The organism is Embleya sp. NPDC050154 (assembly GCF_044460165.1).
Lineage (GTDB): Bacteria > Actinomycetota > Actinomycetes > Streptomycetales > Streptomycetaceae > Embleya.
In genome coordinates, this window is record NZ_JBITJP010000018.1 from 19,736 (window position 1) to 36,135 (window position 16,400).

The following is a 16,400-nucleotide window of genomic DNA, read 5'->3' on the forward strand; positions in this document are numbered from 1 at the left end:
CCGCGGGGGTCTCGTCCCGTTCGATCGCCGGCCGAGCCGGCCTCGTTCGTCAGCGCGCGGCGAACTCCTCCAGGAGCTCGATCGAGCGCGTGTACTTGTGCCGCAACCGCACCTGCGTCGCCGCGTCGAGTTGCCCGAGTCGGGCCTCGGAGCGGTTGTCCGCGATGTCCGCCCGCTTGACCACGAGCGCGATCGGGTCCGCCGCCGCGCGCTCGATGCTGACCTCCAGCGGTTCGCCGGGCAGCTTGGACAGCGCGATCACCGCGGCCACCACCCGCTCCGGCACACCGGCGGCGCGCAGATCGTCCGCACCCACCGGTGTGTCCTCGATCACGTCGTGCAGGACCGCCGCCATCTGCGTGTACGTGCCCTCGACCTGCCGCATCACCCGCAGCGGGTGCGTGATGTACGGGTGACCACCCTTGTCCAACTGACCGTCGTGCGCGGCCCTGGCGAGCGCCACCGCGTCGTCCAACGTGAAGCCGGCTATCGCCGCTCTCCCGTCGGGCCGTCCCTGGGGCATGGCCGCCTCCCATCGTTACCGTGTGCAACAACCGTACCGGGATCATCGGATCCGGGCGCTCGGGGCGGGGCCGATCGGGCCGATCGGCAAGTGAAAGCTATACGGTGCACAGTCGTGGAAACCTGCGTCTTTCTTTCGCACGAACTCGCCGAGCCGATGGCCGGCACCGCTCCGACCACGCGCGGCTGGCTGCTGGTCGAGCACCCCGGACCGTGGGCCGCGAAGGCCCTGACCGGCAGTCGCGGGCTCGACGACGGGGTGGGCCGGCAGCTGGACGAGCGCGCCGGCAGGGCCGGTTTCCGCGCCGCCCTCATCCGCCGACCGGACCAGGCGGGCCGGCGACCGGACGAGGCGAACCCCCGGGCCGACGACGCGGGCGGCCCGGCCGACGCGGGCACCGCCTCCGACGGACCGCGGACCGTCTTCCTGGCCTGGACCGAGCCCGGCGGCACCTGGCTGCGCCGGTTGCGGGTGGCCGGCGCCGCCGACCTGCTCACGCTCGACCTCGCCGCGCTGGCCGGACCGGCCGAGCCCGCACTGGGCGAACCGGTCGCCGAGCCGCTGATCCTGGTCTGCACGAACGGCAAGCGCGACCGGTGCTGCGCGGTCGAGGGCCGCCCGCTGGCCGCCGCGCTCGCCGCGAGCCTCCCCGAGGCCGCCTGGGAGGTCACCCACCTGGGTGGGCACCGATTCGCCCCGACCGCCATCGTGCTGCCCCAGGGCTACCTGTACGGCCGCCTGGACCCCACCTCGGCCCGCGCCGTGATCGCCGCCGCGCGCCGCGGCGAGATGTTGCCGGACCGGTGCCGGGGCCGGGCCACCTACTCCCGGGCCGGTCAGGCCGCCGAGCTCGCGGTCCGCACGGACTGCGGCGAGCGCCGGGCCGACGCGCTGTCGGTGTACGACGAGCGGGCCGAGGACGACGGCGGGTGGACCGTGCGGGTCGACCACACCGACGGCCGCACCTGGACCGTCGCGGTGGACGCACGCCGGGAGGCCCCCGCCCGGCCGGAGAGTTGCGGCAAGGACGAGGGCCTCCCGACCAGCATGCGGGCCCGGCTGTTGACGCACCGTCAGTAGGCGCCCGCCCCGGTCAGCGAACGGACCTCCATCTCGGCGTACTTGGCGGCGTCCGCCTCCTCGTCCGAGCGCAGCGTGCCGATCCAGCCGCACAGGAAGCCGATCGGGATCGACACGATTCCCGGGTTCTCCAACGGGAACCAGTGGAAGTCGATCCCGGTCACCAGCGGCGTCTTGCCGCCGGAGACCACCGGCGAGAACAACACGAGCACCAGCGCCGAGCCGAGCCCGCCGTAGATCGCCCACACCGTGCCGTTGGTGTTGAACCGCCGCCAGAACAGCGTGTACAGCAGCGTGGGCAGGTTCGCCGACGCGGCGACCGCGAAGGCGAGCGCGACCAGGAACGCGACGTTGAGCTTCTGCGCGGACAGGCTCAGCCCGATCGCGATCCCGCCGATCACGATCGCCGAGATCCGGGCGGCCCGCAGTTCGCTCTTCTCGTCGGTCGCCTCCTTGCGGATCACGTTCGTGTACAGGTCGTGCGCGAAGGACGCCGAGGAGGCCAGGGTCAGCCCGGCCACCACGGCCAGGATGGTCGCGAACGCGACCGCCGCGATCACCGCGAGCAGCACTACGCCGCCGAACGTGTCCGGCCCGCCGCCGAGTTCCTCCGCGAGCAGCGGCAGCGCGGTGTTGCCCGCCGCGTTCGACTTGCGGATCTTGTCCGACCCGAGCACCGCCGCGGCGCCGAACCCGAGCACGATGGTGAGCAGGTAGAACGTGCCGATCAGCGCGATCGCCCACATCACCGAGTGCCGCGCGGCCCGCGCGGTGGGCACCGTGTAGAAGCGCACCAGGATGTGCGGAAGTCCAGCGGTGCCCAGCACCAGCGCGATGGCCAGGCTGATGAAGTCCAGCCGACTGGTCAGGTTCTTGCCGTACTTCAGACCCGGCTCGAGGAACTGCTGTCCGTGGCCGCTGGTGTGCGCGGCGGTGTCCAGCAACTCGTCGGGGTCGAAGTGGAAACGCAGCAGGACCAGGAACGTCATCAGGATCGCGCCGCCGAGCAGCAGCACCGCCTTGACGATCTGGATCCAGGTGGTGCCCTTCATCCCGCCGAAGGTCACGTAGACCACCATCAGCGCGCCCACGCCGACGATCGTCCAGGTCTGCGCCGAGCCGCCGCTGTCCCCGAGCAACAGCGCGACCAGCGTGCCCGCGCCGACCATCTGCGCGATCAGGTAGAAGATCGAGACCACGATCGTCGCGGCGCCCGCCGCGGTCCGCACCGGCTTGCGGCTCATCCGGAACGCGACCACGTCGGCCATCGTGAACCGCCCGCAGTTGCGCACGAGTTCGGCCACCAGCATGAGCACGACCAGCCACGCGACCAGGAAGCCGATCGAGTACAGGAAGCCGTCGTAGCCGAACAGCGCGATCAGTCCGGCGATGCCCAGGAACGACGCCGCCGACATGTAGTCGCCCGCGATCGCCAGCCCGTTCTGGGAGGCGGAGAACTCCCGCCCGCCGGCGTAGAAGTCGTTGGCCGTGCGGTTGTTCCGGCTGGCCCACACGGTGATGCCCAGCGTGATCACCACGAAGACCACGAACAACAGGCCGGTCAGGCCGCGGTGGCCGCCGGCCACCGCGAGGTACGCACCGTTCACCGGAACATCTCCTGGGTCTCCCAGCGCAGGTTGAGCGCCGCCCGGTCACGCTTGCCGCGCGCGTTGCGGGCGTACGACCACGTGATCAGGAAGGTGCTCGCGAACTGGAGCAGACCGAAGGCCAGCGCGACGTTGAACGCGCCCAGGATCCGGTGCGCCATGAAGTCGCGCGCGAACGTGGACGCGAACACGTAGAGCAGGTACCACCCGAGAAACGCGAGCGACATCGGGAAGACGAAGTCTCGATAGCGCCGCCGGATCTCCTGGAACTCGGGGCTCGCCTGCACCCGCAGGTAGATGTCCGCGCGCGGATCCGGCTCCGGGTCGCCGATCGGCACACCCCGGGTGGGTGTGGGTCGGTACGAACTGGTCGTCACCGTAGCTCTCCTCGTCGATCGCCGAACCGCGCGGCTGTGTCCCGACTCCGAGCGCCCTGGACAGGCGTTCGACGGGACCGGTTTTCAGCATGGTCAGCGGGCGCGGGCCGCACGGCCAGGTTCTGCACAATTCACCTGTACGGATGAACCGCCGGCACGGCCGCACTCCTGGCTCCGCCATGCGTCGTGGAATCGCTTGGCCAACGAGATCCCGCGCCCCGCCGACACGGGAGACCGGCCGGTCACACGCCAATGAGTGACATTCGTCCTTCTATCGCAGATATACGGACCGTTTGGCCCTGATGTCCTGACCATGAAAAAACGCCGGACCGGAGGGACGAATCCCTCCGGCCCGGCGTATGCCCGGGTGTCCGGTTCGCTCAGACGTCGATCCGCGAGCGGTCGAGCAGCGACGCGGAGTTGGTGATGAACTCCTTGCGCGGCGCCACCTCGTTGCCCATCAGCAGGTCGAACACGCGCTCGGCCGCCTCGAGGTCGCCGAGGTTGATCCGGCGCAGCGTGCGGTGCCGGGGATCGACCGTGGTCTCCGCGAGCTGATCGGCGTCCATCTCGCCCAGACCCTTGTACCGCTGGATCGGGTCCTTCCAGGCGATGCCCTTGCGCTGGTACTCCAGCAGCGTGCGCTTCAGCTCGGCGTCCGAGTACGTGTAGACGTACTTCTCCTGGCCCTTCTTGGGCCGGGACAGCTCGATCCGGTGCAGCGGCGGGACCGCGGCGAAGACCCGGCCGGACTCGACCATCGGACGCATGTAGCGCTGGAAGAGGGTGAGCAGCAGGCAGCGGATGTGCGACCCGTCGACGTCGGCGTCCGCCATGAAGATGATCTTGCCGTAGCGGGCCTGGTCGATGTCGAAGGTGCGCCCCGAGCCCGCACCTATGACCTGGATGATCGCGGCGCACTCGGCGTTCTTGAGCATGTCCGAGACGGACGCCTTCTGCACGTTCAGGATCTTGCCGCGGATCGGCAGCAGGGCCTGGAACTCCGAGTTGCGGGCGAGCTTGGCGGTGCCGAGCGCGGAGTCGCCCTCGACGATGAACAACTCGCTGCGGTCCACGTCGTCACTGCGGCAGTCGGCCAGCTTGGCCGGCAGCGCCGAGGTCTCCAGGGCCGTCTTGCGCCGCTGGGCCTCCTTGTGCTGCCGCGCGGCGATCCGGGTGCGGGCCGCCGAGACGACCTTCTCCAGGACGGCGCGGGACTGCGCCTTGTGGTCGCGCGCGGTGGAGGTCAGGAACGCCTTGAGTTCCTTGGCCACCACGTTCTGCACGATCCGCGCGGCGGCCGAGGTGCCCAGCACCTCCTTGGTCTGACCCTCGAACTGCGGCTCGGCCAGCCGCACGGTGACCACGGCGGTCAGACCCTCGGTCGCGTCGTCCTTGGTGATGTCGTCCTCGGCCACGCGCAGCAGCTTGGTCGAGCGCAGCACGTCGTTGACCGTACGCCGGAGCGCCTGGTCGAACCCGGCGACGTGGGTGCCGCCCTTGGGCGTGGCGATGATGTTGACGAAGGAGCGCAGGGTCGAGTCGTATCCCGTACCCCAACGCAGCGCCACGTCCACACCCAGTTCGCGCTGCACCTCGGTGGGCACCATGTGGCCCTGCTCGTCGAGCACCGGCACGGTTTCCTTGAACGTGCCGGAGCCGGTGAAGCGCAACACGTCGCAGAGCGCGCGGTCGGGAGCGAGGTATTCACAGAACTCGCTGATCCCGCCGGAGTAGTGAAATACCTGTTCGTCCGCTTCGCCCGGATTCGCACCATTACGCTCGTCGCGAACAACGATCGTGAGTCCGGGCACCAAAAACGCGGTCTGCCGGGCTCGCGAGTGGAGCTGCTCCAGGTCGAGCGCGGCGTCCTTGAGGAAGATCTGCCGGTCCGCCCAGTAGCGGACCCGGGTCCCGGACTTGGCCTTGGAGATCTTCTTGATCTTGCGCAGTCCGTTACCGGCGCTGAACGGAGCGTCCGCGCCGAGGGTGGCGAACTCGCCGGGCACGCCGCGGCGGAACGAGATGGCGTGGGTGTGCCCGCTCCGGTCCACCTCGACGTCGAGTCGGGCGGACAGGGCGTTGACCACAGAGGCGCCGACGCCGTGCAGGCCGCCGGACGCGGCGTAGGAACCGCCGCCGAACTTGCCGCCTGCGTGCAGCTTGGTCATGACGACCTCGACACCGGACAGGCCGGTCTTGGGCTCCACGTCGACGGGGATACCGCGACCGTTGTCCCGAACCTCCACCGAGCCGTCCGCGTGCAGGAGCACCTCGATCCGGTCTCCGAAGCCCCCGAGGGCCTCGTCCACCGAGTTGTCGATGATCTCCCACAGACAGTGCATCAGGCCCCGACTGTCGGTGGAGCCGATGTACATGCCGGGCCGCTTGCGGACCGCGTCAAGACCCTCGAGAACGAGGAGATGCCGCGCGGTGTAGTTCGAGTGGTCGGGCTCGCCCGCCAGGAGCGCGGTGGACTGCGCGGTCGTCTGGGCGGTCACGCGGTGCAACTCCTCGCATGTAGTCGCGTAGTCGGATCGCCGCGAACGCGTCGATCCGTGCGGCGCGTCGGCGGTGCTCCGAGCCCGCGAAAACGGGCCCTGTGATCACCTTCGTCGCGCCGGAGAGCAAGGCTACCGGGGCCGGAAGACAGCCCGGCGACGGCTCGCCGCCGCATCCTAGCCGGCATCCGAACACATCTTCGACCACCCGATCGGGTGGCCGGCATGAACCGTACGCGCACAGGGCACGTCCTATGCACAAGGAATGAGTTGCAGAAGGGGTGTGCCGAGAAGCTGTTGAACATGACACGATCACCCCGGGAACGTTCGAGGCTGATTTGATGTTGGACATCGATGAAGGCTTCGTCGAGTAGAGAAGAGGCGACGTGAATTCGGTTCTGACACCCGCCAGTCCGTTGACGGCCGCCGACCGTTGTGATCGGTGCGGCGCCCAGGCATACCTTCGGGTAGTCCTTTCCAGCGGCGGCGAACTGCTGTTCTGTGCGCACCACGCCCGTAAGTTCGAGCCTGAGCTTCGGAAGGTGGCCGTGGAGATACAGGACGAGACCGACCGCCTCACGGCGGTCCCCGTTACCGCACCGGACGACGACAACTGACCAGACAGCCGACCCTCTGAGATCCCGACGAGCAGACATCGCGCCGATGGCGGCCACCGCGAGGTGGCCGCCATCGGCGTCTGTCGTCGTCACCCGCGAGGGCGGTCGGCGCCCTCGCGGTCCGTGATATCCCTCACAATCCGGCGGCATCCCGGATGTCCCGGGCGAACGCGGCGACCCGGGTGTACACGCCCGGTTTACCCGCCAACGCGCATCCCTCACCCCACGAGACGATCCCGGCGATCCGACCCGCCACCAGAAGCGGCCCGCCGCTGTCGGCGCTGCACGCGTCCTTGCCGCCCAGTCGCTCACCAGCGCACACCATCGCGGCGGCGTCATAGCTCCCGAATCGTCCGCCGGGGTACGCCGTGCGACAGGTCGCGTCGGACACCAGCGGCACGGTGACCTGGCGCAGTGTCGAGGAGTAGTCGCCTCGACCCGTGGTGTCACCCCAGCCCACCACGGTCGACGCGGTCCCGCTCGCGTAGACGTCCGCGTCCTGTTCCACCATCGACGCGACGCCCGTGCCGAGCGGCTCGTCGAGGGTGAGCACCGCCCAGTCGCCGGAGATCAGGCTCGGATCGAAGTTCGGGTTCACGTACACCTCGCCGACCACCACCTCGCGGCCCTGTTTGGTGCGCAGATCGGTCCGACCCTGGATCACCTTCAGATCCGCGCGGTCCTCCCGCTTGCCGTTCGCGTCGTACATGCAGTGCGCGGCCGTCAGCACCTTGGTCGGCGCGATCAGCGTGCCGCCGCAGAACTGCCCCGATCGCGCGGAGCCGTACTCGGCGCGACTGGAGAGGGCCACGGCGAACGGATAGGTCGCGGTGTCCGCGGGGCTGCCGCCGACCACCGCGCGCGGGGGCCCCGAGGGCGAGGCCGCCGTCAGGACCGCCGCCAGGGCGACCGCGGCGAGCGCGGCCATCGATCCTCGTGTGTACCGCCGGAAACTGCTGCGTCTGTTCCGCTCGGGCGCTCGCACCATCATGGGGAACCTCTCGCCGGCTACCGTCAGGTAGAAGCCGGTGCCCCAGCGTGGCTCTCCGGAATCCTCACTCCGGGCGAACGGGTGATTTCACTCGGAAACGCACACACGAAGGCCCCGGATGGTGTATCCGGGGCCGGTGACCTCCACGCACGGTGCGGCGATCCCGCTCAGTCGAGGTAGTCGCGCAGCACCTGGGAGCGGGACGGGTGGCGCAGCTTGGACATCGTCTTCGACTCGATCTGGCGGATTCGCTCACGGGTGACCCCGTAGACCTTGCCGATCTCGTCGAGCGTCTTGGGCTGACCGTCGGTGAGCCCGAAGCGCATCGACACCACGCCCGCCTCACGCTCGGAGAGGGTGTCGAGCACCGAGTGCAACTGCTCCTGGAGCAGCGTGAAGCTGACCGCGTCGGCGGGGACCACGGCCTCGGAGTCCTCGATCAGGTCGCCGAACTCGCTGTCGCCGTCCTCGCCGAGGGGGGTGTGCAGGGAGATCGGCTCGCGGCCGTACTTCTGCACCTCGATGACCTTCTCCGGGGTCATGTCGAGTTCCTTGGCCAGTTCCTCCGGAGTGGGCTCGCGGCCCAGGTCCTGGAGCATCTGGCGCTGCACGCGGGCCAGCTTGTTGATCACCTCGACCATGTGCACCGGGATGCGGATGGTCCGCGCCTGGTCGGCCATGGCCCGGGTGATCGCCTGGCGAATCCACCAGGTGGCGTACGTGGAGAACTTGTAGCCCTTGGTGTAGTCGAACTTCTCCACGGCGCGGATCAGACCCAGGTTGCCCTCCTGGATCAGGTCCAGGAAGAGCATGCCGCGACCGGTGTAGCGCTTGGCGAGCGAGACCACCAGGCGCAGGTTCGCCTCCAGGAGGTGGTTCTTGGCCCGGCGGCCGTCCTCGGCGATGATCTCCAGTTCCATCCGGAGTTTGGGGGGCAACTTGTCGCCGGAGCCCAGCTTGTCCTCGGCGAACAGGCCGGCCTCGATCCGCTTGGCGAGGTTGACCTCCTGCTCGGCGTTGAGCAGCGGGACCTTGCCGATCTGCTTGAGGTAGTCCTTGACCGGGTCGGCGGTCGCGCCCGCCGCGGCGACCTGCTGCGCGGGGGCGTCGTCCTCGTCGTCGGAGAGGATGAAGCCCTTGCTCTCCGGCTCGTCGGGCACCGCGTCCTCGACCACGACCTCGGACTCGTCCGGCAACTCCTCGGCGTCCGCGTCGGGTTCACCGGCCTTGCCGGCCGTCTTCTTCGCGGCGGCCTTCTTCGGCGCGGCCTTCTTGGCGGTGCCGGCGGCGGCGGTCTTCTTCGCGGCGCTCTTGCGCGGCGCGGCGGGCGCCGCCGGGGCGGCCTGGGCGACGGCGGTCGGCGCGGGGCTCTCGTCGGGCGTGACCGGTTCCGCGTCCGCCATCACGGTGACCGCGGTGGAGGCGCGGTTGGAGACGACGGTCTTGGTCGCGGTGCGCTTGGCGGCACTCTTGGCCGCCACGCTCTTGCGGGTGCGCTTGGGCGCCGCCGAGTCCGCGGCACTGACCATGATGGTCACACCCTCCTGGTCGAGGACCTGGTTGAGGCTGCGCAGGACGTTCTTCCACTGGGTGGCCGGAATCTGGTCGGCCTCGAACGCCTGGCGCACCTCGTCGCTGGCGATGTACCCCTGGGCCTCACCCCGCTCGATCAACGACTTCACGTTGACGAATTCGGCGATCTCGGGCGGGAGCGAACGGGATGTGCTGGCCGACACAAACAACCTCTCGACGATCTGGACGGCGTCACGGCCTGGTGAACAGGCAGGCGCCGCCAAGCGAACGACACTCGGGCGGACAGCGTGGTTCCGGCAAACCGGTTGCACTCGAAAGTCAGCGCATCGGCTTGTTTTGCTATTCCCGAACGGCTGCCACCTTCGTACTCATCGGGCCAGGCGGAGAAGTGTTACGCACCCATTCGGTGGCGCAGCTCACACGATTCCCTCTTGCGGCGCGCGCCACACCCTGTGTGAGGGATCCGACTCATACGTCCCCGGTGATCCGCACCCCCAGGATGGTCACATCGTCGTCCCGGTCCCGGTCGCCGAGCAGTCCGTCCAGGATGCTCGTCAACAGCGCCTCCAGGCCCCCGTTGGCCCCCCGGGCGACCTCCACGAGGTCGTCCAGGCCCTCGTCGATGCCGCGTCCGCGGGTCTCCACGAGACCGTCCGAGAAGCCGATCAGGATGTCTCCCGGATCCAGTCGGATGGTGTGCTGCGTCCGATGTTCGGCGACTCCCAGCGGCGTCGACTCCTCGCCGATCTCGACGAGTTTGGCCTTGCCGTCGGCGGAGACGACCACCACCGGCAGGTGCCCCGCGTCGGCGAGGACGAGCAGCCCGGTCGCAGGGTCGATCACGGCGTACACCAGCGTGGTGAGCGACTCGTCGTCCTCCGTCGCGGTGAACAGCCGGTCCAGGCCGGTGAGTACGGCGGCGGGCTCGGGGTCGGTGAAGGCGAGCGCGCGCAGCGCCGAGCGGACCCGGCCCATGCCGGCCGCCGCGGTCAGGCCCTTGCCGATCACGTCGCCGACCACGATCGCCACCCGCTTGTCGGGCAGTTGGAACACGTCGTACCAGTCGCCGCCGACCTCGAAGTCGGGCGCCCCGGGCAGATAGCGGTAGCCGAACTCGACGCCGCGCACCGCGGGTAACCGCTCGGGCAGCAGGCTGCGCTGCAGGGCGACGGCCGTGCGGTGCTCGCGTTCGTAGAGCCGGGAGCGCTCGATGGCGAGCGCGCACTGCCCGGCGAACGCCTCGAGGAAGATCCGGTCGTCCGGGTCGAACGCGCGTCCGTCGTCGAAGGTGTAGCGCAGCACGCCCAGCGGCGCGCCGGAGCCGACCAGCGGCAGGATCACCCGGGAGGCGCCGGGACCGTGGTGGGAGACGTACCGGGCGATCCCGTCGGTCACCGCGGCGACCAGGTCCGCCGACCAGTGCGCGGGCAGGCCGCGCCGGCGGGTGACGGTGCGCTGCGCCGGCACGTTCGGCCATGGGTACACCGGCGCCGTCTCGTCCAGCAGATACGCCTCCGAGCGGGCCGCGGCGATGCCGATGCCGAGTTCGCCGACCGCCTCCTCCACCTCGGGCACCCGGAGCGTGCCGGCGATCCGCGCGGTCATCGCCTGGAGCCTGGCGGTGCGCCACTGGCTGGAGCGCAGCAGGTCCTCGCAGCGCCGCTGCTCGGTGATGTCGCGCACCACCAAAAGCACGCCGAGCACCGGTCCGGTGTCCTCGACCGGGTCACGCACCGGCAACCACTGCGACTCGTACGCCCGTTCGCGTGCGTCGCCGCGACTGGAACCGACCCGGTCGGCGGGATCGCCGTGGTCGCGGCTCACGTGTGTCTCGACGTACGGTTCGCCGCGGGTGAGCACCCGGGTCATCGTCGCCTCGATCCGGCGCGCGCGGGCCGGCGGGTAGACCTCGCCGGGACGTCGGCCGAGCAGGTCCTCGACCGAGAGCCCGGCCAGCCGGGCGAGCGCGCCGCTGACCCGCCGACAGTGCAACCGCCGGTCGTAGAACGCGAATGCCGTCGATCCCTGGCTGGTCAAGGTGGCCAGCAGCGCCGCGTCGAGCACAGCGGGCCGCTCGCATCCGACCTTGTCGTCGTTCATTGCCTCACAACCCCACCTGTTGGCAACTCCGAGCCGGCGAGTCAGATATCGAGAGTACGCACGCGAACCCCCTCACCGGGAGGATTGGCCTGAACTCTCCGTACGTCGCCAAATCGGGCGGGTCGGACATACGCGCGCCCCTTCGTCGACCCGTACGACGGGCCGGCGAAGGGGCGATGCGTGCGTGTCCTCGGTTCCGGCAGGCACTGCGCCCTCGGCCGCCGATCAGCCCTCGCGGGGAGCGGGGAACTGGCGGTCCACCTCGGGATGTACGGCCAGCAGCGAGCGCATGGCGGCCTCGGCACTCTCGCCGTCGCCGGCGGCGACCGCGTCGACCAGGCGCGCGTGCAGCGCCACGGACGCCTCGGACAGGTGCTCGCAGCCGGCCACGTGGCCACCGGACACCTGGAGCGCGGCGGCCAGGATGCCGGCGAGGTGATCGAGCATGCGGTTGCCCGCGACCTGGAGCAGCAGGCCGTGGAACTCCGCGTCGGCGCGGCTGAAGGTCAGCGGGTCGGGCTGGGCGACCGCTCGCTGCATGATCTCCACGACGTCGGCGAGCCGGCGGACGATCTCGGGGTGGTTGCGGCACGCGGCCATGTGCGCGGCCAGCGGTTCGATGCCCCAGCGCAGTTCGAAGAGTTCGCGGCGCTGCGAGTCGCGTTGCGGGCCGCACGCGCGCCACTCGATCACGTCGGGGTCGAGCAGGTTCCAGTCGCTCACCGGGCGCACCCGTGTGCCGACGTTGGGCCGGGCGCTGACCAGGCCCTTGGCCTCCAGGACCCGGAGCGATTCGCGCACCACGGTCCGGGAGACCTCGAAGCGCTGGCCGATCTCCTCGGGCACCAGCGGGCGTTCGGCGCCCACCTCGCCCGCGACGATCATCTGGCCGAGTTGCTGGACGAGTTGGCCGTGCAGGCCGCGGCCTCGGCCGACGCCGGGTTTGCGCACGGCACGGGCCGGTTCGAGGTCGGGTCCGTCCCACACGTACGGCCGGCGGGACATCGGGTCGGTGCCGGCGGCGCCCGGCTCGCCGGCGCGGAACGCGTCGGCCGAGCCGCTCGCCGGGGCGTGGGTCATTGTCTGATGGGCAGCGATACTCACGCTCTCCATCTCGGCCTCGAACGGGTCGGGCTTGAGCAGCAAACCCGCTCTCGGCTGAAAAACACACGAAAGGGTGATCTACCTTGCGGGTCGATCGTCCGAAAGTGTGACGTCCGTCCGGAGCGCTCAGGCCCGGCGACGCACGAAGGTGATCAGCGCGAGCACGGTGACCACGAGGGTGACGCCGGCCAGCACCGCGCCACCCGTCACCGGCGACAGCCCGCCACCGTCGGAGACGACGAGCATGCGGTCGGCGGCGCGGAACGGGAGGTAGCGCACGAGGTCCCGATACGACTCCGGGACTCCGGCCTCGATCGCCGCCGCGATCAGTCGTTCGGCCCCGGCGGGCAGCGCCGCGGCGGCGACCGCGATCAGCGCGGTGCCGCGCGAGAGGGTACCGATCGCCAGGCCCAACACGGCGGCGAGCAGCACGTAGGCGACGAATCCGGCCAGGATCCGGGGTGCGGGTGCCTCGATCGCCGCGCGGTCGGGGAAGGCGGGGCCGAACACGGCGCGGGCCGTGCCGACGCTCGCGCCCACCGCCAGAGCCGCGAGCACGACGGCCGCGAGCGCGGTGCCGACCACCTTGGCCAGGAACACCCGACCGCGTCGGGGCAACGCGAGCAGCAATGTCGGCAGCGCGTCCCGCCGTTGCTCGCGCGCGCAGGCGAGCGCCGTCATCAGCATGATCGCCGGGACCAGCACCGGCGTTCGGCCCGGACCCGCGGTAACCAGGTGGGCCACCTCGCCGGAGCCGATCGGGACGGCGCCGGCCTGGCGGGCCGCCACCCAGGTCGCGCCCGCGCCGAGCGCGAGCAGGCCCAGCAGGCCCCACCAGGTGGCGCGCAGGGTGCGGGCCCGCGTGAGTTCGTATCGGATCGCGCTCATGCGCTTCTCACCTCGTCGGTCTGCTCGGCGCGCCCGGCGGAGCGCCAGGTGCGGGCGAATCGGCGCCTGGGCGGCAGTGCGGCGGCGGGCTCGCCGGAATCCGGCTCGATCCCGACGCCGGCACCGACGCCTCCACCGGCGCCGACCCCGTCGGCGATCGTGTCCATTCGGCGCGAGTGTGCCGCGCCGTCCGGCGCGGCCTGCGGGTCGGCGCGACGGTCGATGTCGTGGTCGGCTTCCTGGGCGAAGCCGCGGTCGAGGCCCTGGTGCGGCTCGGTCGAGGCGGCGCACGCGGCGCCGGGGCCGGCTTCCGGCGCGGCGTACGCTCGTGGGTCGGCGCGCCGGGGTTCGGCCGGAGCCGCCGCCTGGGCCTGCCGCGTCGGCCGGGGTTCCGGGTGTCCCGGCAGGGCGGGGTGGGGCTCGGCCGGTGACGGTTGTGTCGGTCCGGGTTGGGTCGGTCCGGGTTGCGTCGGTCCGGGCCGGGGCGATCCCGGCTCGGCTTCGAGGTCGACGCGGCCGTCGACAAGAGGTGGCGGGTCGGGCCGGGTCAGGGGTTCCAGGAGTACCGTCGCCGTGGTCGTCGCCGGGTTCACCCCCGCCACACGGGTGGGGTCGGCGCCGGGGACGGCGAGTTCCTCGGTGGGCCGGTCCGCCGAGACGGTCTCGACCGGCGGCTCGACACCGGCCCCGTCGACGTCGGCGTCGGCGTCGGTCCGGACGCGCTCGCGCCGCTTGGTGATCACGTCGATGAACGCGTCGCCCACCCCGGGCTCGCGTTCGGCCAACTCGTGCAGCAGGATCCCGCCGCGGAAGGCGATCTCGCCGACTCGGGCCCGGTCGGCGCCGAGCACGGTGAGCGTGGTGCCGCCGGGGCGGGTGGTGTGCACACCCTCGGCCCGCAGCAGCGCGGACAACCGGGCGACCTGCGGAGTGCGCACGGACACTCCCTCCCGCACGCCGCGGCGCAGGAAGTCGGTCGCCGACTCGTCCGCGACCAGGCGACCTCGACTGATCACCAGGACCCGGTCGGCGCACCGCGCGGTCTCGGCCAGGATGTGCCCCGCGACCAGGACGGTGCGGCCCTCCGCCGCGTAGGCGCGCAGGAAGTCGCGCAACCAGCGCAGCCCCTGCGGGTCCAGGCCGGTCGCGGGTTCGTCCAGGATCAGCGTGCCCGGGTCGCCGAGCAGGGCCGAGGCCAGCGCGAGTCGGCCGAGCGCCCCCGCCGAGAGCACCCTGGTCCGGGCCCCGGCCACCGGGGTCAGCCCGACCAGGTCGAGCACCTCGTCCACCCGGCGGGACGGGATCCGGCCGGCCGACGCGAGCATCGCCAGGTGCGCGCGCACCCGCCGGCCCGGATGTGCCCCGCCGGCCCCCACACATGCGCCGACCTCGGTGCCGGGTCGGCGCAGCCCGCGGTAGCGCCGACCGTCGTACCGGGTCTCGCCCCCGCCGCGTTCGAGATCGAGCATCAGCCGCAGCGCGGTCGACTTGCCCGCGCCGTTGGGCCCGAGCAGTGCCGTGACCCTGCCGGGGAGTACGTCGAAGGACAGGTCGTCGACGGCCACGATGCCGCCGTATCTCTTGGTCAGCGCACGTGCCTGGATCATCGCCATCGCCATCGCTCCTCGTCACCCCGGCTACGGGAGATCTATGGATCTTTGGCAACATATCTGCGAAACCACAATTTTCCCGGCATTTACTTGCATATCGGCGAGCTGCGGAAAAGTCCGCCGAACCTGGACAGGCTGCCGGGTCCTGGAGGACCATCGAGATACCGCCGAGTACCGCCTCTGGAGGTCGGCATGTCTCTTCCCGATCCGGGCGTCCTGGACGCCGTCCGCCGCAGGCGGGGCGACCTCGACGACGCGTTGTTGATCGTCCGTGACGGTCTGGTCGCCGACCAGGCGGGCCCGCGTCGGGTGGCCGCGTTGTGCGCGGGGCTGCGGCAGTTGCGGGCCGATCTGTACGAACACGTCGCGGCCACCGAAGGCCCCGGCGGCCTCTACGAGGAGGTGCGTCACGCGGATCCCCGGTTCGGACCCGCGGTGTGGCGACTGCGGGGCGAGCACGCCCGGCTGGGTGTGCTCCTCGACGACCTGGTCGCGGGGATCGCTCAGGGCGCGCAGGACACCGGGGGCTGGCCGGCGCTGCGCCCGCGTGTGGTGGAGTTGCTCGCGCTGCTCGGCCGACACCGCAGCCGCGACGCGCAACTCGCCTACGACGCGGTCGGGCTCGACCTGGGCGGCCAGGGTTGAACGAGCCGGGGCCGAACGAAATCGTGGGATGAACGCGTCAGTGGCGCGAGGGCGGATCGGGCCCGTCCGGTCAGGCCTCGGGGCGCAACATCGGCGGGTTGAGCTTCTCCGCGGAGCCGCGGCGGAACAGTTGGGCCGGCCGGCCGCCCTGGCGGGTGGTGGTGCCACCGGTGGGGACCAGGAAGTCGGGGGTGCCGGTGACCTTGCGGTGGAAGTTGCGCGGATCCAGAGCCACGCCCCACACCGCCTCGTAGACCCGACGCAGCTCGCCGACGGTGAACTCCTCGGGGCAGAACGCGGCGGCCAGCGAGGAGTATTCGATTTTGGAGCGGGCCCGTTCGACGCCGTCCTCCAGGATCCGTCCGTGGTCGAACGCGAGCCGGCTGCCGTCGCCGAGCAGTTCGCCGACCGAGGACCAGCGCGCGCCGGCCGCGTCGCCGCCGGGGCGCGGGGCGGGCAGATCCGGGGCCAGCACCAGGTAGGCGACGCTGACCACGCGCATCCGGGGGTCGCGACCGGGGTCGCCGAAGGTGGCGAGCTGCTCCAAGTGCACCGGCAGTCGGTCCAGGCCGGTCTCCTCGGCGAGTTCGCGTGCCGCGGCGGCCTCCAGGCCCTCGCCCTCGCGCACGAAACCGCCCGGCAGTGCCCACGCGCCCTGGAACGGCGGCTCGCCCCGGCGGATGGTCAAGGCGCTCAGGGCGTGCTCGCGCACCGTGAGGACCACGAGATCCACGGTGACTCCGAAGGGCGGAAAGATCGAGGTCTCGGAGCGCGGCATGGGGCGATCCTAGTGCCCGGAGGGCACTAGCTGTCTGGCTGACGAT

The 16,400-nt window shown here is 71.1% G+C and carries 14 protein-coding genes; 3 read left to right on the top strand and 11 right to left on the bottom strand.

Annotation, left to right across the window (positions count from 1 at the left end):
• Positions 1 to 49 precede the first annotated feature (49 nt).
• Positions 50 to 523 carry an HD domain-containing protein gene (locus tag ACIBSV_RS32145; RefSeq protein ID WP_395869294.1) on the bottom strand — a complete coding sequence of 158 codons (474 nt, stop codon included), beginning with the start codon at positions 521 to 523 and terminating at the stop codon, positions 50 to 52.
• 114 nt (positions 524 to 637) lie between these two features.
• Here ACIBSV_RS32145 and ACIBSV_RS32150 point away from each other — a divergent pair, with 114 nt between their 5' ends.
• Positions 638 to 1,603, top strand: coding sequence for a sucrase ferredoxin (locus ACIBSV_RS32150; RefSeq protein ID WP_395869296.1), 966 nt, complete (start codon positions 638 to 640; stop codon positions 1,601 to 1,603).
• Here the strand turns inward: ACIBSV_RS32150 and ACIBSV_RS32155 are convergent.
• The 3 genes from ACIBSV_RS32155 to ACIBSV_RS32165 form a co-directional block, all read right to left on the bottom strand.
• Positions 1,597 to 3,189, bottom strand: a complete 1,593-nt coding sequence (locus ACIBSV_RS32155; RefSeq protein ID WP_395869592.1) for a cation acetate symporter — start codon at positions 3,187 to 3,189, stop codon at positions 1,597 to 1,599. The two genes, ACIBSV_RS32150 and ACIBSV_RS32155, sit on opposite strands and share 7 nt — an antisense overlap.
• 17 nt (positions 3,190 to 3,206) lie before the next feature.
• Positions 3,207 to 3,587 carry a DUF485 domain-containing protein gene (locus tag ACIBSV_RS32160; RefSeq protein WP_395869298.1) on the bottom strand — a complete coding sequence of 127 codons (381 nt, stop codon included), beginning with the start codon at positions 3,585 to 3,587 and terminating at the stop codon, positions 3,207 to 3,209.
• A gap of 380 nt (positions 3,588 to 3,967) precedes the next feature.
• The gene (locus ACIBSV_RS32165; protein WP_395869300.1) at positions 3,968 to 6,088 is read right to left on the bottom strand and encodes a type IIA DNA topoisomerase subunit B; all 2,121 of its coding nucleotides are present in this window, start codon (positions 6,086 to 6,088) and stop codon (positions 3,968 to 3,970) included.
• Positions 6,089 to 6,474: 386 nt separating this feature from the next.
• Here ACIBSV_RS32165 and ACIBSV_RS32170 point away from each other — a divergent pair, with 386 nt between their 5' ends.
• Entirely contained in the window at positions 6,475 to 6,705 is a 231-nt protein-coding gene (locus ACIBSV_RS32170; RefSeq protein WP_020555816.1) for a hypothetical protein, read from the top strand.
• Positions 6,706 to 6,838: 133 nt separating this feature from the next.
• Here ACIBSV_RS32170 and ACIBSV_RS32175 read toward each other — a convergent pair whose 3' ends face one another.
• The 6 genes from ACIBSV_RS32175 to ACIBSV_RS32200 all read right to left on the bottom strand — a co-directional run bounded on the left by ACIBSV_RS32175 (position 6,839) and on the right by ACIBSV_RS32200 (position 14,934).
• Positions 6,839 to 7,633 (bottom strand): S1 family peptidase, encoded by a 795-nt coding sequence (locus ACIBSV_RS32175; protein ID WP_395869301.1) that lies wholly within the window; start codon positions 7,631 to 7,633, stop codon positions 6,839 to 6,841.
• A 230-nt stretch (positions 7,634 to 7,863) separates the two neighbouring features.
• A complete protein-coding gene (locus tag ACIBSV_RS32180) occupies positions 7,864 to 9,438 on the bottom strand; it encodes an RNA polymerase sigma factor (RefSeq protein ID WP_395869303.1) in 1,575 nt (524 codons plus the stop codon).
• Between the two features lie 259 nt (positions 9,439 to 9,697).
• On the bottom strand, positions 9,698 to 11,329 hold the full coding sequence (locus ACIBSV_RS32185; protein ID WP_395869305.1) for a SpoIIE family protein phosphatase: 1,632 nt from the start codon (positions 11,327 to 11,329) through the stop codon (positions 9,698 to 9,700).
• Between the two features lie 225 nt (positions 11,330 to 11,554).
• Positions 11,555 to 12,409, bottom strand: a complete 855-nt coding sequence (locus ACIBSV_RS32190) for a FadR/GntR family transcriptional regulator (RefSeq protein ID WP_395869307.1) — start codon at positions 12,407 to 12,409, stop codon at positions 11,555 to 11,557.
• 150 nt (positions 12,410 to 12,559) lie between these two features.
• On the bottom strand, positions 12,560 to 13,321 hold the full coding sequence (locus ACIBSV_RS32195; RefSeq protein ID WP_395869308.1) for a hypothetical protein: 762 nt from the start codon (positions 13,319 to 13,321) through the stop codon (positions 12,560 to 12,562).
• Positions 13,318 to 14,934, bottom strand: a complete 1,617-nt coding sequence (locus ACIBSV_RS32200) for an ATP-binding cassette domain-containing protein (RefSeq protein ID WP_395869310.1) — start codon at positions 14,932 to 14,934, stop codon at positions 13,318 to 13,320. The genes ACIBSV_RS32195 and ACIBSV_RS32200 overlap by 4 nt, the downstream gene beginning before the upstream one ends.
• A 189-nt stretch (positions 14,935 to 15,123) precedes the next feature.
• On the opposite strand from ACIBSV_RS32200, the gene ACIBSV_RS32205 reads away from it, so the two are divergent.
• The gene (locus tag ACIBSV_RS32205) at positions 15,124 to 15,576 is read left to right on the top strand and encodes a hypothetical protein (RefSeq protein WP_395869312.1); all 453 of its coding nucleotides are present in this window, start codon (positions 15,124 to 15,126) and stop codon (positions 15,574 to 15,576) included.
• A gap of 70 nt (positions 15,577 to 15,646) precedes the next feature.
• Here the strand turns inward: ACIBSV_RS32205 and ACIBSV_RS32210 are convergent, their stop codons facing one another.
• Positions 15,647 to 16,354 carry an NUDIX domain-containing protein gene (locus ACIBSV_RS32210; protein WP_395869314.1) on the bottom strand — a complete coding sequence of 236 codons (708 nt, stop codon included), beginning with the start codon at positions 16,352 to 16,354 and terminating at the stop codon, positions 15,647 to 15,649.
• Positions 16,355 to 16,400 lie beyond the last annotated feature (46 nt).